Source organism: Providencia sp. PROV116, assembly GCF_028482485.1.
In the GTDB taxonomy this organism is placed as follows: Bacteria; Pseudomonadota; Gammaproteobacteria; order Enterobacterales; family Enterobacteriaceae; genus Providencia; species Providencia rettgeri.
On sequence record NZ_JAMPQO010000035.1, the window covers coordinates 21,496 to 44,371 of the forward strand.

General features: G+C 41.2%; 20 protein-coding genes. 13 read left to right on the forward strand and 7 right to left on the reverse strand.

What is annotated here, in order from left to right; translation table 11 throughout:
• Positions 1-29: 29 nt before the first annotated feature.
• From PSE72_RS19095 to PSE72_RS19115, 5 genes are all read right to left on the reverse strand, one after another.
• A complete protein-coding gene (locus tag PSE72_RS19095; protein ID WP_198642143.1) occupies positions 30-608 on the reverse strand; it encodes a DJ-1/PfpI family protein in 579 nt (192 codons plus the stop codon).
• Positions 609-699: 91 nt separating this feature from the next.
• Positions 700-1,554, reverse strand: a complete 855-nt coding sequence (locus PSE72_RS19100; RefSeq protein ID WP_115166445.1) for a tagatose bisphosphate family class II aldolase — start codon at positions 1,552-1,554, stop codon at positions 700-702.
• Between the two features lie 115 nt (positions 1,555-1,669).
• Positions 1,670-3,136: a DUF2264 domain-containing protein gene (locus PSE72_RS19105; RefSeq protein ID WP_217007868.1), complete on the reverse strand. Its 1,467-nt coding sequence runs from the start codon at positions 3,134-3,136 to the stop codon at positions 1,670-1,672.
• 63 nt (positions 3,137-3,199) lie between these two features.
• Entirely contained in the window at positions 3,200-4,807 is a 1,608-nt protein-coding gene (locus PSE72_RS19110) for a sulfatase family protein (RefSeq protein ID WP_115166444.1), read from the reverse strand.
• A 26-nt stretch (positions 4,808-4,833) separates the two neighbouring features.
• Positions 4,834-6,066: an anaerobic sulfatase maturase gene (locus PSE72_RS19115; RefSeq protein ID WP_115166443.1), complete on the reverse strand. Its 1,233-nt coding sequence runs from the start codon at positions 6,064-6,066 to the stop codon at positions 4,834-4,836.
• Positions 6,067-6,594: 528 nt separating this feature from the next.
• Here PSE72_RS19115 and agaR point away from each other — a divergent pair.
• The 11 genes from agaR to PSE72_RS19170 all read left to right on the forward strand — a co-directional run bounded on the left by agaR (position 6,595) and on the right by PSE72_RS19170 (position 16,562).
• A complete protein-coding gene (gene agaR, locus PSE72_RS19120) occupies positions 6,595-7,371 on the forward strand; it encodes a transcriptional repressor AgaR (protein ID WP_115166442.1) in 777 nt (258 codons plus the stop codon).
• Positions 7,372-7,422: 51 nt separating this feature from the next.
• Positions 7,423-8,706: a tagatose-bisphosphate aldolase subunit KbaZ gene (gene kbaZ / locus PSE72_RS19125; RefSeq protein WP_115166441.1), complete on the forward strand. Its 1,284-nt coding sequence runs from the start codon at positions 7,423-7,425 to the stop codon at positions 8,704-8,706.
• A gap of 8 nt (positions 8,707-8,714) precedes the next feature.
• The gene (locus PSE72_RS19130; protein WP_115166440.1) at positions 8,715-9,899 is read left to right on the forward strand and encodes an SIS domain-containing protein; all 1,185 of its coding nucleotides are present in this window, start codon (positions 8,715-8,717) and stop codon (positions 9,897-9,899) included.
• Between the two features lie 34 nt (positions 9,900-9,933).
• On the forward strand, positions 9,934-10,428 hold the full coding sequence (gene agaV / locus PSE72_RS19135) for a PTS N-acetylgalactosamine transporter subunit IIB (RefSeq protein ID WP_115166439.1): 495 nt from the start codon (positions 9,934-9,936) through the stop codon (positions 10,426-10,428).
• Positions 10,429-10,476: 48 nt separating this feature from the next.
• On the forward strand, positions 10,477-11,247 hold the full coding sequence (gene agaW / locus PSE72_RS19140) for a PTS N-acetylgalactosamine transporter subunit IIC (RefSeq protein WP_004264436.1): 771 nt from the start codon (positions 10,477-10,479) through the stop codon (positions 11,245-11,247).
• Positions 11,237-12,124, forward strand: a complete 888-nt coding sequence (locus PSE72_RS19145; RefSeq protein WP_117163054.1) for a PTS system mannose/fructose/sorbose family transporter subunit IID — start codon at positions 11,237-11,239, stop codon at positions 12,122-12,124. Before agaW ends, PSE72_RS19145 begins: the two co-directional genes overlap by 11 nt.
• Before the next feature lie 62 nt (positions 12,125-12,186).
• Entirely contained in the window at positions 12,187-12,618 is a 432-nt protein-coding gene (agaF, locus tag PSE72_RS19150) for a PTS galactosamine/N-acetylgalactosamine transporter subunit IIA (RefSeq protein ID WP_115166437.1), read from the forward strand.
• Entirely contained in the window at positions 12,615-13,787 is a 1,173-nt protein-coding gene (gene nagA / locus PSE72_RS19155; protein ID WP_115166436.1) for an N-acetylglucosamine-6-phosphate deacetylase, read from the forward strand. The genes agaF and nagA overlap by 4 nt, the downstream gene beginning before the upstream one ends.
• 37 nt (positions 13,788-13,824) lie before the next feature.
• On the forward strand, positions 13,825-14,655 hold the full coding sequence (gene kduI / locus PSE72_RS19160) for a 5-dehydro-4-deoxy-D-glucuronate isomerase (RefSeq protein WP_198642146.1): 831 nt from the start codon (positions 13,825-13,827) through the stop codon (positions 14,653-14,655).
• 66 nt (positions 14,656-14,721) lie between these two features.
• On the forward strand, positions 14,722-15,477 hold the full coding sequence (gene kduD / locus PSE72_RS19165) for a 2-dehydro-3-deoxy-D-gluconate 5-dehydrogenase KduD (protein WP_115166435.1): 756 nt from the start codon (positions 14,722-14,724) through the stop codon (positions 15,475-15,477).
• A 17-nt stretch (positions 15,478-15,494) separates the two neighbouring features.
• The gene (locus PSE72_RS19170; protein WP_272691108.1) at positions 15,495-16,562 is read left to right on the forward strand and encodes a glycoside hydrolase family 88/105 protein; all 1,068 of its coding nucleotides are present in this window, start codon (positions 15,495-15,497) and stop codon (positions 16,560-16,562) included.
• 334 nt (positions 16,563-16,896) lie between these two features.
• Here PSE72_RS19170 and PSE72_RS19175 read toward each other — a convergent pair whose 3' ends face one another.
• Positions 16,897-17,616: an oligogalacturonate-specific porin KdgM family protein gene (locus PSE72_RS19175; protein ID WP_115166432.1), complete on the reverse strand. Its 720-nt coding sequence runs from the start codon at positions 17,614-17,616 to the stop codon at positions 16,897-16,899.
• Positions 17,617-17,740: 124 nt separating this feature from the next.
• Positions 17,741-19,300 carry a sulfatase-like hydrolase/transferase gene (locus tag PSE72_RS19180; protein WP_115166431.1) on the reverse strand — a complete coding sequence of 520 codons (1,560 nt, stop codon included), beginning with the start codon at positions 19,298-19,300 and terminating at the stop codon, positions 17,741-17,743.
• An 896-nt stretch (positions 19,301-20,196) separates the two neighbouring features.
• On the opposite strand from PSE72_RS19180, the gene pepT reads away from it, so the two are divergent.
• Entirely contained in the window at positions 20,197-21,450 is a 1,254-nt protein-coding gene (pepT, locus tag PSE72_RS19185) for a peptidase T (protein WP_109913194.1), read from the forward strand.
• Positions 21,447-22,820, forward strand: coding sequence for a C4-dicarboxylate transporter DcuC (gene dcuC, locus PSE72_RS19190; protein ID WP_115166430.1), 1,374 nt, complete (start codon positions 21,447-21,449; stop codon positions 22,818-22,820). The genes pepT and dcuC overlap by 4 nt, the downstream gene beginning before the upstream one ends.
• Positions 22,821-22,876 lie beyond the last annotated feature (56 nt).

The window sequence follows — 22,876 nt, forward strand, 5'->3', positions numbered from 1 at the left end:
ATATAAAAGTACGTAGTTACCAATAAAAATTATAGATAGGAAAGCGGCCAATGTTTAAAATATATATGTTTAGCCTGCCAATCCACTTTATCAATATTATCAGCAAGCAAATGTTTTGCGACGGTAAATGCAAATTCAAAGCTTACACCAAGCCCTTTTGCACTAATAAATTTTCCATCAACAACAACATCTTGGTCGACATAGATACCATCATCAAATTTTTCAGCCAGCTTATCTCCTGTACTATAATGCCGTCCTTCCAGTAACCCATGAGCCGCTAACACCTTCGCACCTGAAGAACATAGCGCACAAATATACTTATCCTCATGTATATGCCGACGAAGAAAATCAACTACTTTTTCATTCGCATACAAGCGGTCAGTTCCTTTTGGGCCCCCTGGCATCATGATGGCATCATAAGTATGGGATAACTTATCGACTAACAGATAATCTGCACTAATTTTAGTACCAAAATACGTATTTAAAATAAGCGAATCCATGCAAGACAGCACATCAACATGAATATCTAGCCGACGCATGATATCAATGAAAACGACCGCTTCCCCTTCCTCAAAGCCATCCGCGAGCAAAACAGCAACTTGTTTCATGACATTCCTTTTATTTTCAAAGAAAGTTATTACGGATCATCCGCAATAAATTTGGGTTGTATACTCAGCAAATCCAGATAATTTTTACTTGTTAAAGTGTTCCATCACTTTTGCAAACACGAATTTTATCCATCACCACCGCTTTCATCGCCGCCTTTCCGGGAACCAAGTAATGGCGTGGGTCAGTGGCTTCTGGGTTTTCAATGAAGTACTGCTTAATGGCATCAGAAAACGCAATTTTGAGTTCTGTTGCGACATTGACTTTACAAATTCCAAGGTCAATACAGTGCCTAACATCCGCATCAGGGATCCCCGAAGCACCATGCAGAACTAACGGTAAATCTGTTTTCTTACGGATCGCATCTAGCCTAACAAAATCCAAATGAGGCTCACTTTTGTACATGCCGTGAGCGGTTCCGATGGCAACAGCTAAGGAATCAATACCGGTTCTTTGAATAAAAGTTACGGCAGCATCAGGGTCGGTGAAAAGTGCATCTGCAGCATCGACAACTAAGTCATCTTCTTGCCCACCTAAACGCCCTAGTTCAGCCTCAACCGTACAGTCCCATTGATGGCAAAAATCAACAACCCGTTTAACAATTTGAATATTTTCTTCAAACGGAAAATGAGAAGCATCAATCATCGCAGAGCGCACACCCGCGGAGACTTTCTGGAAAATGTCTGGAATATCTTCATGATGGTCGAGATGCAAAGCCACTGGGACTTTATAACGCTCAGCGGCCTGCTGGCAGATTGCTATCAAATAGTCACTTCCTGCATAAGAAAAGGTACTCGGTGTGCCAGCTAAAATAACCGGGGATGCCATTTCTGCGGCAGTTTCCATGACAACTTGAATAGTTTCTAAATTATGAATATTAAATGCGGGAACTGCATAGCCTCCCAGTTGAGCTTTGTTCAACATATTACGGGTAGATACCAAGTACATAATCGCCTCTCACCTTTCGATTGATTTCGAACAATATTAAACGAAAGAAACAGAAAGGTAAAAGATCTAAATCACATTTCCATTCCTTTCGCACTGAAAGCAAATGAAAGGAAGATTAGAAGTAGTGAGTCATTTTAGAGCTATAACTTGTCACTCCTTTACGTAACAAGTTGTTTTTAGGTCGTTTTGATTGGCCTAGTAGCGTTTCAATTACTTTATGTGAGCATAATTGTTTCTCTAAGCGGCGCGTCAATGGGGATTGCTGTTTGAGGTAATCTTCACGAAATATCACGGTGACCTCTTGTGTTTCTTTCACACCAATAACCGTTACCGCAATTGATGGTATTTCGAAATGAAAGTCTGAGCTTTCAACTGGCAGTGGGCTACAAGGGCTATCCCAAAGTTGAATTCGATTGCCACAATACAAAGCAATAATTACAGCACGTAATGACCAAAAACTACTCGCAGGACCACTGTAATTATCGACTAGGCGGGCATCATAGCTAAATAAACCTTGAGTTGGCGCTCCCGCTTTTAAGGCACCATGACCAATAAAATAACGCAAAGTACTTTCTAGTGCTTTTTTAGCCTCCCCCACACTCACAGCATCCCCACCTAAATCAACACCGGCTAATAAAGGCGCGGACACCGCGAGGCGATAACATGCACTGCGGCCAAAAAATGGAATGCCTTGTGGTGTCATAAGATAACGATAATGATGGTTAAACTGATTTAAGGAACTACGAATGAACTCATCATCGAAATGAGGGCAAATTTGATTAAGCCAATATAGTGAATAGTAAAAACCCCATGCATTGTAGTAATCAAAGTTACCCTTTGCACCATCTCGAAACCAACCATCACCCACGTAAAATTGTTTCACTCTTTCATACCGCCACATTGCAATAGTATCTCGGCCGGTGAGTGCTCGGATCACAAATTGCACGGTAAGTGGAAAAAGGTGCCAGTTGTTATCAACAATATCGCAATGATTAACCTGTTCAAACCATGTAATAATTTGCTGTTGCGCAGGTGTATCCAATTTTTCCCATACCCACTCACGGCTTAACCAAAGCGTCAGCGCTAAGTCTGCCGACTCACAAATTTTTTGGTCATAATTGTCAAGCTTTCCCCAATAGCCTTTATGATTGGGGTCAGTGCCATGCAAAAATGCATTTTTAATAATCTCAGGAAGGTCAATCGGCGCTAAATTTAACCCATTTAATACGTTTTTTCGGCTATGGACTAACCATACAGCGAACAAAGGCAGTACCCGGCTAACGCCTTCTAGCGCATCTGTTCGCACAGTTTGTTGGCCTGGGCTGCCAGGGTAATAGGCATGAGAGTAGCCCCAAGCCTGATAATGAACAAAAGCTTCCGCGGTATAGCACACTAATAATTCGCAAAGAACTGAAAGAGGTTTGTTTTCATCTTGAAAGGCTTTGGTGATGTCCTCATCGTTACATTGATAGGCTGACTTTCTAATTAATCTTCGAATGATATTCTCTTTGAATAATTTCTGATAAATTTTTATATCTGGATGCTCATAAGGTAGTTTTGGGCGTTCAGTCGGTATTGTCATACGTATTTCTCTATGGTGCAGACAGGCGCATCCTTGCGCGCAGAATAAAACAAAGTTTTGTATTTATCTTGCTGATTCAATCAGGACTTGGTAACGATCTTGTCCCCATACGACAGGTTTTGGTTTATCTTTAATCCATTGATAATAAGCAGATTTCAACTCTTTTACTTTTTCTGGATATTGAGCTGCTAAATTATTTGATTCGGCTGGGTTTTGTTTATCATTGAATAATTGGAGCTGGTTAGAACCATCATCATAAAAATAAAGTGCCCATTCTCCATCACGGATAGCCCATGAACCTTTCGATAGTTTTTCTAAATTAGGGTTGTTTGGAATTTCTTTGCGTTGATAAGTGATCCATTCATGGTAACCATGCCAAAAATCTTGGTTTTCTTCGCTGTAATGTTTCGTCCCTGGCCCTGTCCAATACAAATAATTATGTGGCGACTTTTCTGTTTTTCCCGTTAAGAGTGGCATAATATTTTTGCCTTCAACCTTCATACTATCGGGTATGGTGATCCCTGCGCTTTGTAATGCGGTTGGTAAGATATCAATCGCTGAAACCATCGCATCACTGTGTTTACCCGCAGGAATATGCCCTGGCCAATAAGCAACAAATGGAACGCGTACACCACCATTAAACATTTGTCCTTTAAAGCCTTTATCCATCGCATTCATTGGCATTGGCGACTCATGTACCGCACCATTGTCTGAAATAAAGAAAATTAGCGTATTATCTAATTCGCCATTTTCCTTTAGTGTATTGATAATTTTACCTATTCCCTCATCGGCTGCATTTAGCGCAGCAAAATATTTGTCGGCTTCAACATTACCCGTATTGAATTTATCCATATATTTCGCTGGAGAAGCTTCTTCTAACGGAATGTGCGGCACACTATATGAAAGGTTGATAAAAAAAGGTTTATCCTTGTGCCCATCAATGAATTTAATGGCTTCATCCGTTAACAAATGCGTGGTGTAGCCGGGGGCTGGCACGTTTTCACCATTTCGCCACATTGCAGGGGAGTTCCAAAGTGCCGCTCCTGATGCATAGAAACTATACGCATAATCGAAACCTCTTTCATGGGGGGCAAAACCTGGCTCCGGTGTTGAAATCATATTATCGTGATAATCGCGGGTTTGCTTTTCTGCTACAATTTTAGGCTTTTTCAATACCTTGGCATTATGCCATTTCCCAATGCTAGCGGTGGCATAGCCGTTTTCTTGGAATAATGCAGGTAATAGTTTGATATCTTGTGGAATACCTAACATCGCATCGTCATTACTGTAAGTGCCAAAGCTTGCGGGAGAGCGCCCTGTAAAAATGCCAGCTCGTGATGGACCGCAAACAGGATGAGCAACAAATGCATTGGTCATCTTAATTCCACCTGCTGCCATATCAGCGACATTTGGCATCGCCGTTCTGGCCGCTTCCACCATCTTATTAATATCACCTTGATAACGCTGTGGTGATGGGCGCTGTGCGAGTTCTGTGACATCAAGGCTATCAAGCACAAAATCGAGCTGCCCTGTTCCTAAATCATCCATAACAATCAGTAAAACATTCGGCTTTTCCGGTGTCCCACCTGCATTCGCTGTAATGGGAGGCACTAAGCTGCTTGCGGCTATCAACCCAGCTAATAGGCTTTTCTTCATAGAAGGTAATCTCACAAAAATATCTCCAGATAATATTATTATTACTTGTAAGCACGCTGTATTGCGCCAAGTGCATCACTGGCTAAAGCACCACCCGATATCGCTTGACGCATTAACTGCATACCTAAAGCGGTATGATGAAAAATCTTTTTATATGAACGACATAAATAGTTATGGCGATATTTTTCACCTTCTATCGCCGTGATCCGGTGCTTAGGACAACCACCATAACAAAGACTTTGAACCTCACAGCGCTGGCAAAGATTAGTTAGCTTGTCATATTTATTTTGCCCAAAACGGACTTGCTGCTTAGAGGAAACAATACGGGAAAGGGAGTGTTGTTGTACGTTACCTAACCGATTTGCAGGGTACACATAGTGGTCACAGGAATAGACATCCCCATTAGATTCAATAATCAGTGCTTGCCCACACGTTTTAGATTGCACACAGGTTGATGCTGGGTAGCCCATCCAAGTACCTAATAAGCTATCAAAAAGACGAATATAAATTTTGCCAATGTCTCCTTGATGGATCCATTCATCAAAAACATCAGCCATAAACTGCCCATACCCCTCCGCGGGTACTGAAAATGGCGCCATCACTGCATTTGGCCCAGGAGCATAATGACCACCTTGGGTCTGTGGAAAACGCCTATCCACCTCAACAATGGGGATAAACTGAAAAAAAGTGGAACCCAATGCTTTCAAGGCTTGGTACGTTTCTTTTCCCTTTCGCCAATTTTGGTCATTAACTACGGTTAACGTATTAAATTCAACATCATATTCAATCAAAAGCTGAATGGCTTTCTTCACGCGTTCAAAAGTTGGGTTACCATTAACGGAAATTCGATATTTATCATGAACAGCTTCTAAGCCATCAATTGATACACCGATTAAAAAACCGTGGTCTGCAAAAAACTGCGCCCATTGTCGATTAATCGCAATGGCGTTCGTTTGCATACTATTCGTGATCGTTTTTCCTTGAGCATATTGCTTTTGGTACTTAACAACCCGCTCAAAAAATTCAAGACCTGCAAGTGTTGGCTCCCCACCTTGCCATGAAAAATCTACCTGCTCACCAGCATGGGACTGGATATAGTCTTTGATATAACGACGTAGCACGTTATCAGGCATAACGTCATGTTGATCTTGCGCAGGTTGCTCGTGAAACACATTTTCTTTTTCAAGATAAAAACAGTATTCACATTTAATATTACAGCGATAGCTGGTGGGTTTCGCCATCATATGAAAGTAAGAGGGTTGGTTTGCAGGCATTTAAATTAATCCGAAATAGTCAGGTTATTTTTATAGCATTACGCAAAACACGAAAAATCAAAAGAGATTGAAATCACAAAATAAGAAAATGAAAGAATTTGAAAGAGTTCAGTTTGAGTTAAAAACATTGAAAAGAGTATAAATAACGTACAACATGCCACTAATTTATGTTTTTTGTTTTAAAGAAATTTCTATTCCTTTCGAACTTCAAATACCGCCATCACACTTTATGCCAATTTTTGAGCTTATATTTAGCTAACTTTTTGCAAAAATTGCTAATATTGATGTAAAACACGGAGTTTGCTTAGTAAAAGTACAGTTATTACGACTTTATTGATTGGATACTTTCTTATTCGAAGATATGATATTTAAAATTTGAAAATATCCGTAAGCAAACAGCATACAAATCGAAACTTTGTGAAAGAGATCAAAAGTTTTGTTTTTTTTCGTTGTCGGTATTTTTTAGCGTAGTAAACTTAATTCGAAATCAAATGAAAGTAAATCATTTGATTTCGTAAGGAGATGAAAGTGAAAGCGGCAGTTGAACGGCGCATGGAAATCCTCGACATGATTAACCAACAAGGTAAAGCACGAGTCGAAGATTTAGCCGAAATATTTAAAGTTTCAAGTGTCACCATCCGTAGCGATTTAAGCTTTCTTGAAAAGAATGGTTATGTGGTCCGCTCCCATGGGGCAGCAATTCCAAATACTGGGTTTATTGCTGAACTAAGCATCCACGAAAAACGTGGGCAAAATGCGGGCACAAAAACATTAATAGGGAAAGCAGCCGCCGCGCTCATTAATGATGGCGACACGATCATTTTAGACTCGGGGACAACGACACGAGAAATTGCGACACACTTAAAGTCGCGGGATAACGTCGTTGTCATGACTAACGGTTTAGATGTCGCAATGGAGTTAGCAACAGCCGCAGGCGTTGATGTACTAATGACTGGCGGCGCATTGCGCAAAAATGCTTTATCGTTTTCTGGCTCACAAGCAGAAAATAGCCTCAGAAATTATCGTTTTGACAAGGTTTTTCTTGGGGTTGATGGTTTCGATTTACGCGTTGGTATCACGACACACAATGAACAGGAAGCTAGCCTTAACCGGTTAATGTGTGAAATCTCGGAAACAGTTATTGCGGTTGCTGATTCTACGAAATTTGGTAAACGCAGTTGTCATATGATCCGTGAATTCGCTGATATTGATGTTTTGGTGACAGACTCTGGGATCCCTGATGAATATGTCCAAGAGTTGAAAAACCATAAAATTGAAGTAATCATCGTCGATAAAGAGCAATAATTCGCTAACTCCATTAACAATACAACCGTGTTGATTGTGGAGTTAGTATTAATGCATCCTTTAGAAAAGATTGTTCAGCAAAATAAACTTGGTAAACAGAATGGTATTTATTCTGTTTGCTCAGCCCACCCATTTGTTATTGAAGCTTCATTGCACCAAGCGCTGGATGATGATTCCTTTCTTTTAATTGAAGCCACATCAAATCAAGTTGACCAATTTGGTGGCTATACGGGTATGACTCCGGCTGATTTTTTCAATTATGTAGTTGAAAAAGCAGAAAAAATTAATTTCCCTCTGAATAAGTTAATTCTTGGTGGTGACCATTTAGGTCCGAATCGTTGGCAAGGGCTTAAGGCCGCTGATGCCATGGATAATGCCGATGTTCTAATTGAACATTACGTTGCCGCAGGATTCAAAAAAATCCACCTTGACTGTAGTATGTCCTGCGCAGATGACCCCGTTCCACTCACGGATGAAATCGTTGCACAACGTGCCGCCCGACTCGCTGTTGTTGCAGAAAAAACCGCCAAAGAAAAATTTGGTTACAGCGATATCGTGTATGTTATTGGTACTGAAGTCCCCGTACCAGGTGGAGCAACTGAAGCGCTTGAAGGCGTTGAAATCACAGCCCCACAAGCCGCGAGAAAAACCTTAGACTGCCATGCGAAAGCGTTCGAAAAAGCAGGTGTCGGTGACTGTTGGGCACGTGTTATTGGCCTCGTCGTTCAACCGGGTGTGGAATTTGACCATACTGGTGTTATTGATTATCAACCCGAAAAAGCACAAGCATTAAGTCAAGTGGTTGATGACTACCCTCATCTCGTTTTTGAAGCACACTCAACCGATTACCAAACACCTGATGCTTATAAGCAGCTCGTTCAAGACCACTTTGCCATTTTAAAAGTTGGTCCGGCTTTAACATTTGCTATGCGAGAAGCCCTCTATTCTCTATGTGAAATTGAGAATGAAATGTTCCCGGCAGAACAGTGTTCTCACTTAAAAGAGAAAATGGAACAGTTGATGTGTCGTGAGCCCGAATTTTGGCAAAAATACTACCATGGTGATGCCCAGCAGCAAGCTTTTGCTCGCGTTTATAGCTTTAGTGACCGTATTCGTTATTACTGGCCTGATAAAGAAATTAACCAAGCCATAGAAATACTGATGGCTAACTTATCTTCAAAACCAATCCCGTTACCACTTTTAAGCCAATACATGCCGCATCAATTCAAACAATTAAGAGAAGGCATGCTCGATGGCTCAGCGAAATCCTTTATTTTTGCAAAAATTCGCGACGTACTTTCGGTATATGCCGATGCATGTAAATTTAGTCACTGAGGTTTGACATGGAATATTTAAGCTATCAAACACCCGAGCTCGAAAAGCTAAACGCATTCTGGACAGCAAAAGAAATTGAGCAACAACCTGAATGCTGGGAAAAAACAAACCAGCTAATACAAGAGCAACGTACTGAAATTGATACATTTTTAGCTAAAGTGCTTCAGGCATCGGACGCACGCATTATCATGACGGGTGCTGGAACATCGGCTTTCGCTGGCCGCGCTCTTGCCCCCGTTCTCACCGGTCATTTAAAACGCCGAGTGGATGCCATTGCCACCACGGATTTAGTCGCTGATCCAAAAGAATATTTAGCGGAAGACGTACCAACGTTACTAATTTCTTTTGCTCGCTCAGGCAATAGCCCCGAAAGTGTTGCCGCCCTCGATGTGGCAGAAAAATGCCTCACTCAATGTTACCACTTAGTTTTAACCTGTAACGAGCAAGGACAGCTATATCGTTATTGCCAAAATAATACCAATGCATTAGCCATTTTAATGCCTGAAGAGTCAAATGACCGTTCATTAGCCATGACTTCAAGCTTTTCATCCATGATGATGGCGGCACTGTGTATTTTCTTAACAGAATCCTTCTATTTAAACGAAATTAAACCTTATTTCTACGATTATCACGACATTTTTACTCAATTTAACCACCGTATCCGGGAAGAATACGCGGGTAAATTTAAACGAGTCATTTATTTAGGTAGTGGTGGCCTACAAGGTCTTGCACAAGAAGCCGCTCTAAAAATGTTGGAATTAACAGCTGGTAAGGTCGTTGCTAACTTCGACACACCGTTAGGCTTTCGCCATGGACCGAAATCTATCGTCAATAAGGAAACGTTAATCGTGCTGTTTCTGTCAAACGATAAATACACTAGACAGTATGAAACTGACTTATTAAGAGAGGTAATTCACGATAATGCTTCAGCAAAAGTGATCGCGGTCACCTCCTCTTCCGATGACACACAAATAGAGGAAAGTTTTGTTTATATTAAAAAAATGGAGCAATGCTCAGACTCAGCCCTATTTTTCCCTTATTTAATGTTAGCGCAGGCCTTTGCATTCCATAGTTCCATTGCACTGGGGAATACACCGGATAACCCATCTCCAACCGGAGAAATTAATCGAGTTGTTCAAGGTGTCACTATTTACCCGTTCTCATATCAAGAAGATGGCGTCATGCCTTCTTAATGATAAATATAGCTAATAATAAGAGAGCAATTATATGCACGCACCAAATATTGTCTGGACCCGAATCGATGAGCGTTTATTACATGGGCAAATTCGAATCACTTGGGGTAAACACACTGAAGCAAATTTAATTCTTGTCGCTAATGATGATGCTGCGGATGGCCCTAATGCTGCTTTTATGCAAGCAGGAATGAAAGCCTCCGCGGGTGGAGAATATGCCGTCCGATTTTTCTCTATCGAAAAAACTATCGATGTCATTCACAAAGCGTCTCCTCGTCAAAAAATCTTTATTCTTTGCAATAACCCAACAGATGTTGCCCGCCTTGTCGAAGGCGGCGTTCCTATCACTCACTGTAATGTTGGCAATATGCACTTCCATGAAGGAAAACGCCAAATTACCAAAACAGTGTCTGTGGATGAGCGCGACTTAGAAGCATTTCGTCGGCTTGTCGACAAAGGAGTCGCTTGCACGATTCAAAATACTCCCGATCAAACCCCCGTTAATGTTCTTACTCTCGCATCAGCATAAGCAGATTGAGATAACAACTTAACACTAAGGCGTTTAAGGAAAACTATTATGATTTATGAAGCTTCTCTTGTGGCTTTATGGGCCTTCTTTTGCGGTATAGATAAGTATGACGTTGCACTCAATATCCACCGCCCACTGATCACAGGGCCTGTTGTTGGCCTGATTATGGGTGATATGCAAGTCGGTTTAATTGCGGGTGCAACATTAGAATTAGCTTGGCTTGGGCTTGTTCCAAATGCAGGGGCTCAGCCACCTGATGTTACTTTAGGCACTATCGCCGCCGTTGCATTTGCCATTATGACTAATCAATCACCAGCGGTAGCGATGGGGATTGGTATGCCAATTGCCGTTCTCATGCAAATGATCATTATCGGCTTTTTTGCTATTACCGCGTTCACCATGGGTAAAGCTGACCGCTACGCTGAAAAAGCCGATGCGGCGGGGATCTCTCGGTTATTAGTCGCCACAATTACCGTTCGTTCTTTACTCTACGCGATCGTCGCCTTTGTAACGGTTTACTTCGGTGAACACGCAGCACAGTGGATTGATGAAAATACACCAAAAGTGCTCCTCGAAGGCTTAGGTATTGGGGCGAAAATGGTTCCAGCAATTGGCTTCGCGATGTTGTTGAAAATTATGTGGTCAAAAGAAGTGGCGGGTGTGTTCTTTGTTGGTTTCGTTATGACCACTTATCTCAAACTGCCAATTATGGCAGTAGCAATACTCGGCGCATCTGCGGCGGCTCTGTATTACTTCTTCAGCGGTAACAACAACAAGAATAACTCACAACAAAATGAGGATTTTGAAGATGGTATCTGATAACAAAACAACAGTAGAAACAAAAAACTTACCTGTGGAATCCTACGTTGATGGCGTTGATGAATATCAAGATACCACTGTCCGCAAAGTCATCACGAAAGGCGATCTATGGCGCTGTGCTTTTCGTGGGCTATTTATGGAAGGTAACTTTAACTTTGAACGTATGCAAGGAGGTGGCTTTGCATTCTCCATCATCCCAGCCCTACGCAAAATTCATGGTAATAACAAACGCGATTATGCAACCGCACTGAAAAATCACTTACAGTTTTTCAATGCGAGTCCAAAATTATTTACTTTCTTACTTGGTACTGCCGTTGCCATGGAAGAAAACAAAGAGAAACCTTCTACGGTCAACGTCATGAAAGTGGCAGGCATGGGCCCAACAGGTGGAATTGGCGATGCTATCGACCATATGACACTGATGCCACTGACTTTAGCATTAGGTGCATCTATCGCAATGGAAGGCTCAATTGCCGGCCCATTCGTTTTCTTCTTTTTGTACCAAATTGTTCACTTTTTTGTCTATTTCGGTTTGATGTTCATGGGATATCGTGCAGGTACTGCAGCGATGGTTAACATGAGCGATGCAACAGAAAAACTCGCTAAAGCCGCCAACATCATGGGGATTTTTGTCATCGGGGCGCTTTCCGCCACCTTCATAAAAGTACAAACCACCGCTGCTGTCGAGGTGGGTGGCAAAGTGGTCGAACTACAAACCGCCTTGTTTGACAAAATCATGCCTAATTTACTCCCTCTGTGTCTTGTCTTTTTGATGTTCAAAATGGTGAAAGGGACAGGCTTTTGGGCAAAACCGCCAGTACTTATCTTCTCTGTCTTAGCCTTCGGTGTTATTGGCCATGTACTTGGTGTGATGTAACAAAATCGTATTAAATTGTTTTTAGGTGGGTAGCAAAGTTACCCACCAGCAAGGAGTTATAAATGATTGGTTTGATTGTTTCTGGGCACATTAATTTTGCGAGCGGTATGGCTTCCGCCGTCAAAGCCATCGCAGGTGAACAGGAAAATATGGTGTTTATTGATTTTGTTGAAACCCTTTCTCCCGACGAATTGGAACAACAAATGCGAGCAGCAATGGACGCCATGAATTGTGAACAAGTACTTTTTCTTACCGACCTTCCTGGTGGAACCCCTTGTAACCGCGCTATGGCAATTATGATGGAAGATAAATCCGTTGAAGTTTTAGCTGGAGTTAATTTGCCGATGATCGTCAATGCGGCATTAGAACGTGAAGGCGTTGATGCGAAAGAACTTCTTTCTATCTTACAGGATATTGGTACTAGCAGTATCCAAGACCTACGTCAGCAACTGGCGATGATATCAGAGCCTGAATTTGAAGAAGATGGCCTATGAAAAAGCAATATGCCATTTTAGCGGATCGCACCTTTACTCCTGAAGGAATTCGCTATCAGCAGTATGTTCGAGTGTGCAACGGTGTTATACAGGAAATTACGGATACTGCTCCCGAACACTGCCCTGTTATCCGTCTTGAAGACCGCTCCTTACTGCCGGGATTTGTTGATATCCATATTCATGGGCGTGCTGGTGCAGATGTCATGGATGCAAGCCAACAAGGGTTGCAAACCATTGCTGATGCATTAGTCAAAACCGGCGTTGTGGCTTGGGTAGGAACCACCGTCACCGCACCAATGAATGATATTAAACGCGCACTCACCCAAGTGTGTGAATTTATCACCAAGCCGCAAACATCAGGAGCTCAATTAGTCGGCAGTTTTTTAGAAGGCCCTTACTTCACTGAACGTCATCGAGGCTCACATCCTGTTAAGTACTTAAAATCGCCGACCATTCATGAATTAGAAGACCTTATGCAATGTGCTAATCACACACTTTTGCGTGTTGCAGTTGCACCTGAAGCTGAAGGCGCCATTGAGGCTATTGATTGGTTAGTACAACACGGTATTAAAACCAGTGTTGCACATACCGCCGCCGATTTCATGCAAACCAGTCTTGCATTTTCCCAAGGAGCAGATTGTGGTGTGCATCTTTATAACGGGATGACCAGTTTACACCATAGAGAACCCGGTTGCTGTGGCGCAGTGTTGTACCACGATGTTCTTGCGGAACTGATTGCCGATGGCGTTCATGTTCATCCCGTCATGATGCAGCTAGCGTATCGAATGAAAGGTTATCAGCGGCTCGCTTTAATCACAGATTGTATGCGAGCTGGCGGCCTACCAGATGGTGATTATGCCCTTGGGGCACAAACGGTAAAAGTCACGCAAGGGCAAGCTCGCACAGCCGATGGCTCTCTTGCAGGCAGTACATGTAGCCTTGATAACGCATTGCGCAATATGGTGCAACTCGCTCATGTTCCTGAGTGGGAAGCTGTACAAATGGCCACATCGGTCCCCGCTCAATACCTTGGAATTGATGACCAATTTGGCTACATCCGAGTTGGGGCTCAAGCTAATTTTGCCGTTGTTGATAATAATTTTTATCTAACAGACACATTCATCAGAGGTGAACACGTTCACTCTGTATTCGGGGATACCGACCATTAAGGTTGGTTACCTATCAGTAAATCATGAGGTATTTATAATGGAAATTCGTCAACCAATTCACAGCGAGCATGCAAAAACACTTGATACTGAAGGCTTACGCAAACAGTTCCTGATCGAGAACTTGTTCCGTGAAGGGGAAATGAATCTCACTTATAGCCATATCGACCGCATCATTGTGGGCGGCATTGTTCCAACACAAAAGCCACTCGCTCTTATGGCAGGAAAAGCATTAGGCGTTGAGTTCTTTCTTGAGCGTCGTGAACTGGGTGCAATTAATATTGGGGGGGCTGGTCAAGTTATCGTTGACAGCGAAACTTATGATATCGCACCAAAAGAAGCTATTTATATTGGTATGGGTGCTAAATCTGTCGAGTTTATCAGTAACGATGCCATTACCCCTGCACGTTTTTATATGAACAGTGCTCCTGCACACCATACCTATCCAACACGCAAAATTACTATCGAACAAGCTTCACCAGAAAAATTGGGTCATGTTGAAAATTGTAACGTTCGAACCATTTATAAATTCTTACACCCATCTATTTTACCAACCTGCCAATTATCAATGGGCATGACAGTACTCGAACCCGGTAGCTTATGGAATACCATGCCATGCCATACCCATGAGCGCCGTATGGAAGTGTATCTGTATTTCAATATGCAAGAAGACAACGTTGTTTTCCATTATATGGGTGAGCCTTCGGAAACCCGCCATATTGTTGTTCGTAATGAACAAGCCGTCATTAGTCCAAGCTGGTCTATTCACTCAGGAGTGGGAACCGCGGCTTATACATTTATATGGGGAATGGTTGGGGAAAACCAGGTATTCCACGATATGGACCATGTCGCGATGAAAGATCTGAAATAACCTTTTATCTTTTTAACATAATAAAAAACGATGTGGCAGTACTGCCACATCGTAAGTGAGGCACAGATGAACTTATTTGATTTAACAGGAAAAGTTGCGATTGTCACTGGATGTAATACCGGTTTAGGTCAAGGGATGGCAATTGGTTTAGCCCAAGCAGGCGCGGATATTGTCGGGGTTGGTATTCAAGATGCCCCTGAAACACGTACTCAAGTTGAAGCTTTAGGCCGTAAATTTCACTATATTATCATGAATTTAATGGAACAAGACGGGTTACAAACTTTAGTTGATGATGCGGTATCCGCTATGGGCCATGTTGATATCCTTGTCAATAATGCGGGTATTATTCGCCGTGAAGACTTATTAGAGTTTAGTGAAAAAGATTGGGACGATGTGATTAATATTAATCAAAAAACCTTATTCTTTTTATCTCAACGTGTTGCACGCCAATTCGTGAAGCAAGGTAATGGCGGGAAAATTATTAATATTGCATCAATGCTTTCATTCCAAGGTGGTATTCGGGTTCCATCTTACACAGCAAGCAAGTCAGCTGTCATGGGGCTCACTCGTGCTCTTGCTACTGAGCTTTCCCAATACAACATTAATGTGAATGCAATCGCCCCAGGTTACATGGCAACAGACAACACAGCAGCACTACGCGCAGATGCAGACCGCAACGCGGCTATCTTAGAGCGCATTCCTGCAGGTCGTTGGGGAACACCTGAGGATTTAGCAGGACCAGCCATCTTTTTAGCCTCCAAAGCAAGCGACTATATTAATGGTTATACCATTGCTGTTGATGGTGGCTGGTTAGCTCGCTAATCCATCAGGAGAAAATAATGGAACAATCATCATTACCAAAACCATTACAACGTAATACGGTTTTAGATGATATGAAACGAGTTTATCGTTATCAATCAAAAAACCAAGTACGCAGTGTACTTCGTCGTAGTGGCAAAACCCGTTTTATCAAAGATACAGACTGGGAACGTGGTGTTCTGTGGTCTTGTGTTGCTGCTGCATGGCAAGCAACACAGGATAACGAATATCTCGCTGGTGTATTGGATTACACATTACATACAGGATTTCGTACAGGACCTAACCCGCGTTTTGCCGATGACCACGTCTGCACCCAAGCCTATTTAGCTGTGAGTTCACAATTTGATCATCCAGAAGTCCTTGAACCCACTATTAACGCATTCAACCTTATGTTAGCAGAGCCAAAACCAGGTCGAGAGGACTGGTGGTGGTGTGATGCACTTTTCATGGCCCCTCCAGCTTTTGCTGCATTATCAACTAAAATGAATGACGGTCGCTATTTCGATTACATGCATACCGCTTATTGGGATGCGATAGAACATTTGCGTGATCCTGAAACTGGTTTAATTTATCGCGATTATCGTTATATTCCTGATGGTAAAGGTGGTGAATTGCGTGAAAAAAATGGTGAGAAAGTATTTTGGAGTCGAGGCATTGGTTGGGTCATTGCGTCTATCCCTCGTATCTTACAATCTTTACCTAATGATTTCCCTGCCCGCCAGCAATATGTAAATTTATTTACGGAGCTAATGGAAACTGTCATTCAATACCAGCAAGAAGATGGCTTCTGGCGTACCAGTTTACTTGACCCGCAAAGCTTTCCCACTCCCGAAAGTAGCGCCACCGCATTATTTTGCTATGGCTTAGCATGGGGGTTAAACCAAGGTTTACTGGAAGAAATGCGTTATCTGCCTTTACTAGAAAAATCATGGCGTGCACTACAAAACTGTATTCACCCTAATGGCATGTTAGGTTGGGTGCAGCTTCCGGCGTTCAATCCACGAGATGTCAAGTATGAACATAATATGGATTATGGGGCAGGAGCATATTTGTTAGCAGCAAGTGAAGTTATTCAACTCAAAATTTAATTCATTACAACCCGATTTACCATTGCTCAAGTTGTCATTTCATTACTTTCTTTTTGGCCAATTTATTGGCCATTTTTCTTGCTTTTTTCCATGTTTCTTCCTCCCTTCTCTTTAAAAATAGGCAATAAAAAAAAACCACGATGATTCGTGGGTCAGACTGCCGACAAACATATTGTGTTTGGCGGCAAGTCTAATAGGTTTTGAAAATAAACTAGGAAAATCAATTTATTGATTTTCGGCTGATAATACAAAGCGGGAAAAACCACGCTTTTATCCCGCTTTGTCAACAACCCCACCCGCGATGATTCGTGGGTATATTTAATAAAAAACGATATTACCAAGTATATTGAATACCTACACGGAAACGTGTTTGGCGGTCACTTGAAAACCTATTTTCTTTCACATTACCCACTTCAACAAATGGGCGCCATAAAGCACCATCATCCGCTTTAATGTCATAACGAAGGCGAACGTTGTGTTGATAATCGAATTTCTTATCATTATAAAGAGGTTGAGCGTTGTCAGCCATTTCCCACATTAAATCTAACTGATATTGCAGGTCTAAGTTACCCCATTTGTAACCTATCCAGCTATCAAACTCCTGGATTTTAGAATGGTAATTACTGCCGTTTTCCCCAGCTTGACCATAATCCCACACTTTCCATTTATAACGGCCTTGCAAACGAATACCATTATCGAATGTATAATTTAAACGGACATAAGGCACATAAACTAAACCTAATTTATCAAAATCAAGAGAAGCACCGACAAGTCCCACTAAATTTGGGTTCAACTTTGTATAATAAAAAGCTGAAAATTCTGAACCATCAATTTTCATTGCATCATAGGCACCATCTTTATTCCCATAACGTGCATCGAGTTCAAATCCAATATTTTTTCCTGTATCCAAGAAAGCTTTAATTCTATCTCCACTTTTCCCTGATGCATCTAAATATTGGTGACGGTATTCAATTGTTGTTTTATAGTTATTTGCGAGAGCAGATTGTGATGAAATTGCAAATAACACTGCACTAGCAATAATTAATCTTTTCATTATCTTTATTCCAAAGCTGTGTGCTATTTAAGCACGAGGATAGTGATTCCCTGTTTTATTAGAGAATAATATTTTCATTATTTTTAGTTATTACCGCCTAATTAATTAGGCGGCAAAAAATAATTTATTTAACTTCACACGCTGAGACTTTCTTATTTAATTTATTTGTTGTTGCCGTAATAAACTCTGTTGGTCTCCAAGAGTCACCGGTTTTTTCTAACCACGGTATGAGCTCATCTTTAATTAATTTATCAATAATTGGCTTGTTTTCATCTGCCACATTTTTCATTTGATAAGGGTCATTCACATTATCATAAAGCGTATATTTCAGTGGCTGTCCATCTTGGCGATCAATAACCAGTGTATGAGTTTTCGTTCTCACACCGCGTTTACCAAACGAAGGTTCACCATACGGAATAAATAAGTAAAGTTGAGAATTGGCAACATCCCCCTCACCAGTAACCACTCGCTCAGCTAAATTACTTCCTTCAACTGAGCCGGGAATCCATTGCTCTAATCCTAATAAACCTAGAATCGTTGGGTAGATATCCGGTGCTGACATTAATGCATCATCTTGCCCCGGTTTAATTTTACCCGGTAACCGAAACATCATCGGAACACGCATTGATTCATCATAAGGGTTATTTTTTGTCGGCTGCCCATTTGCACCAAGACAACTACCATGATCAGAGAAGAAAACGACCAATGTATTATCAGCAAGTCCCTGTTTTTCAAGTTCATCAACGATACGCCCAAATTGTTCATCGACGCCGTTTACCATCGCCAGATATTCTTTAAAATATTGAGGACCATAACCTTCTTGGTATTCCACATCCCATTTAACGTTTGGACGAGTATTTAACTCTTGCGAGGTTTTCCCTTTATAGACATCAAGATATTTTTGTGGGACTTGGTCATACGGTGAATGTGGAGGGTTCATTGAAACAACCAGCGCAAATGGCTTAGTATTATCACGGTATTGCCCATTTTTATTCTGTAAGAATTTTATGGCCATATCCGCTTCGTGCTCTGGTCCCCATTGGTCGATATAAATAGGTTTTTCTCGTGGTGTATTATTGGCCCAATACATCGGTTTCATATGCAAATCATATGTGCCATAGGAGTACCAAAAATCAAAGCCATGGCGGCGGTTTGGTGCTGCCCATTCATTCCAATAACGCCCTTCCATCGGATTGTTATAGCTTTCAATGAAAGGTGCATATGGCGCATCCAAATGCCATTTACCAATATAACCCGTGCTGTAATCCAATGATTTCAAAACATCAGACCAACAATTAGCGTAAGGTGATAAATCAATCCCTACCTTCCCACCATAATCATGTGCGTTGCCTGTAATACCGTTACGTACAGGATATTGGCCAGTCATAAACATGCCACGAAATGGAGAACATAGTGGGTAATTGGATGCCATTTGTGTCATGACTTTTGATTGTTTGGCAAACTTATTTAAATTAGGGGTAATTGACGGGTCTTCTCCCATAAATTGTAACGCATGGGCACGCATCTCATCGGGGAATACTATCAATAAGTTAGGGGAGTTATCGGGCCGATAAGGCTTAATATTTGAAGGTTTTCCATCACTGGCTAAAATGGGACTAGAAACCGACATTGCTGCACCGCTGGCTGCTAATCCTTTTATAAAGGTTCTGCGCGAAACAGTCATTGCTTCATCCTCTTTTTGTTTACGTTTTCTTTCGTTTTTGGTTAATACATATTATTTATACTTTTACATAAGATCAAAAAGTAAGTGATCGAAAATACCAAAATTCAAGTAGAGATCACAAAAAGTAAGCAATTCATCGAAAACAAGTCGATTACCTCACAGTAAAAAAATGATGACAACTTAGCAAAAATAACCATAATCAAATGATTTTTAATAAAAATAAACAATTCAGAGATACTGAGCACAAAAGTAGAATTTTGCTTTGAAATTACATAGCAAGTGGTAGTTAAACAATCGACATTAAATTTTCATTTACTTTCAAAGAAGGATGAATAGAGGCAATGTGAAACAATACAAAAAAAAATTTTTTATCACTACCCTATAAAAATCAACCAATATAAGGGCCATTATAAAATTTATTCAATTATCTAAATGAAAGATAAAGAAATAAAATGTCAAAATATGATTTTAAGTATTCATTCCATCTACTTTTCTATTAATATTGTTAAATTAAAATTGTTTTTATTTTTAGAATAAATTATCTTTTAGTTACCCAGCAACAATATATATTAATTAAATTTAAGATAGAGTGAGTTTAATACTAGGTATTAAATAAAATATACATCGTGAAGGAATATTATCACGTATTAATATCAATAATTTAACAATGTAAAATAAGATAGGAATAAAGTCGCTCATTTTAATTCATTATGCGAATAATGCCACTATTAATTATCAATTTTATATACCCACTAGCATTTCTTAGAAAAATTCAACAGGTCTGATATTCAAAATGTCTTTAGTTGTGATACAAAAATAATACTGTGAAATGAAATTACATTCACAGATATAACTAATGTAAAACGCATTCTATAAGATGCTGGGGAATTAAAAGAATGAATATTGTTGAGCGATTTATTTCTTACACCAAAATTAACACCACCACTGATAGGGAAAAGGGCGCGGCAGGGATTATGCCATCCTCAGAAGGGCAACGTGTCCTTGCGAAACAATTGGTTCAGGAGCTCGAGGCTCTGGGCGTTGAAGACATTAAACTGCGTGACACTGCTATTGTCACCGCAACGTTACCTTCCAACCTTGATTATGATGTCCCAACCGTCGCTTTCTTCGGCCACTTAGACACCAGTGCAGAACAAACCAATGATACTAAAGCGCAAATCTTGCCATACACCGGTGAAGATTTATGCATGAATAAAGAGCTTAATATTTATCTACGTAAGAGTGAATTCCCTGAATTGGTGAACTACATTGGTGATGACATTATTGTCACTGATGGAACTAGCCTATTAGGTGCTGACGATAAAGCGGCAATTGCCTCTATCATGGATATGCTGCAATACTTTAAACAAAACCCAGAAATCAAGCACGGAACCATTAAAATTGGTTTTGTTCCGGACGAAGAACAAGGCCTCCGTGGCGCAAAAGTTTTTGATGTTAAAGAGTTTGGAGCAGATTTTGCTTACACCTTAGACTGCTGCGGTATTGGTGAACTTGTGTATGAAAACTGGAATGCGGGTGATGCCGAAATCATCTTTACGGGTAAATCAGCTCATCCAATGTCTGCGAAAGGCAAACTCGTTAATTCATTATTAATGGCGCAAAAATTTATTGCCATGTTACCCGGCGGTGAAGCCCCTGAATATACAGATGGTCGCGAAGGCTATTATTGGGTGAAACAAATGTCAGGTAATAGCGCTCGTACCGTGTTAAAAATGGACATTCGCGATTTTACCGAAGACGGCTATCGCAAACGTATGGCTTTCTTAAAACAATTAGCAGAAAGCTGTGAAAGTCTCTGGGGCAGCGAAAGTGTTGTTTGTAAGCTATCAGATCGCTATTCTAACGTTTACAACAGCCTACAAGGTGATAACCGTTACCCTATTGATATTGCTGTTGACGCCTACCAAGCTTGTGGTATTACACCAAAAGTCATTCCTATGCGTGGTGGCTATGATGGAGCCGCATTATCACAAAATGGGTTACCTTGCCCTAACATCTTCACAGGTGCACATAACTTCCATTCAATCTATGAATATCTACCTGTTAAATCCCTACATGCCGCCAGCGATGTATTAAAACAAGTGGTACAAATCACCGCTGAACGCTTCAAACCAGGAGCTAAAGCATGATCCCAATTCTAACGGTTCTGATTATCGTTGTTTTGGTTGCGCGGTTTATTTTGAAGGGATACAAAGCTGAGCCGGTATTATTAATTGCTGGCTTAGTATTGATGATATTCACCCTAGCCCTTGGCTGGGGGCCTATCCTCCCTAAAAATGTCGCCACCACCGGTATCACTTGGCTCGATCCATTTGAAGTCATGCGAGATTTATTCAGTAGCCGCGCAGCAGATCTCGGTTTAATGATCATGGCATTGATGGGCTTTGCGCACTATATGGACCATATAGGTGCCAATGAAGCGGTAGTACGTGTTGCAACCAAGCCACTGAAAAATATGCGTTCACCTTATGTACTACTATTTTTCTCTTTCTTACTGGCAAGTATCTTGCAATTAGCCATTCCATCAGCAACAGGCTTAGCTGTATTGTTAATGGGTACCATGTTCCCCATTATGATTGGTTTGGGATTATCACCTGCTTCTGCGGCTGGAGTTATCGCTACATCCCTTGGTGTGGCCTATACTCCAACGGCAATTGATGCTATCCGTGGCGCAAAAGCTGTCGATATGTCTGTTGTTGAATATGTACTTTACTATCAAGGCCCTGCCGCGTTAGCCACTGTATTGGTAGTCGGTATTACCCATATTTTCTGGCAACGTCATTGTGACCGTAAGCAAGGTTTCGTGCCTGAAATTGGTAAAGCTGTTCAGTCCCATGAAAAAGAGGAAACGACTAAGTCCGTTCCTGGATATTATGCACTTCTTCCTATGTTACCCATTATTATGGCAGTAGGAACATCCAATTTGTTCTTTTCCGGTATTCACTTAGATGTTGTGACTATCGTACTGATTGCTATGGCAATTTGTATGGTGATTGAAACACTTCGCGTACGTAATTTCAAAACGGTTTGTAATGGCTTCCAAACATTTTTAAATGGTATGGGTCATGCATTCAGTAATGTAGTTGGCTTATTGGTTGCTGCTGGTGTGTTCGCTCATGGTATTAAAGTCAGTGGAGCAATTGACCAACTGATTTTAGGTGCTGAGTCCGTCGGCTTGCCACCATTTGCCATGGCGATTGTATTTGCATTAGTGACCCTTGCAGCAGCCATTATTATGGGTTCAGGTAATGCACCATTCCTTGCATTCGTTGAGTTAATTCCACAAATTGCGCATAGTATGGGCGTTAACCCAATTGCCATGATCCTACCAATGCAACAAGCTTCCCACATGGGTCGAGGTATGTCCCCCGTCGCGGGGGTTATTATTGCCGTATCAAGTGGGGCAAAACTGCAACCTTTTGATGTCGTGAAACGAACCGCTGTACCATTAATGGTTGGGTTTGTCGCGCACTGTGCAATTATTGGTATTTTTTATTAATCACGAAACTTATCAGTAATAACTATAAAAGCGGGGATATTTTCCCGCTTTTATTT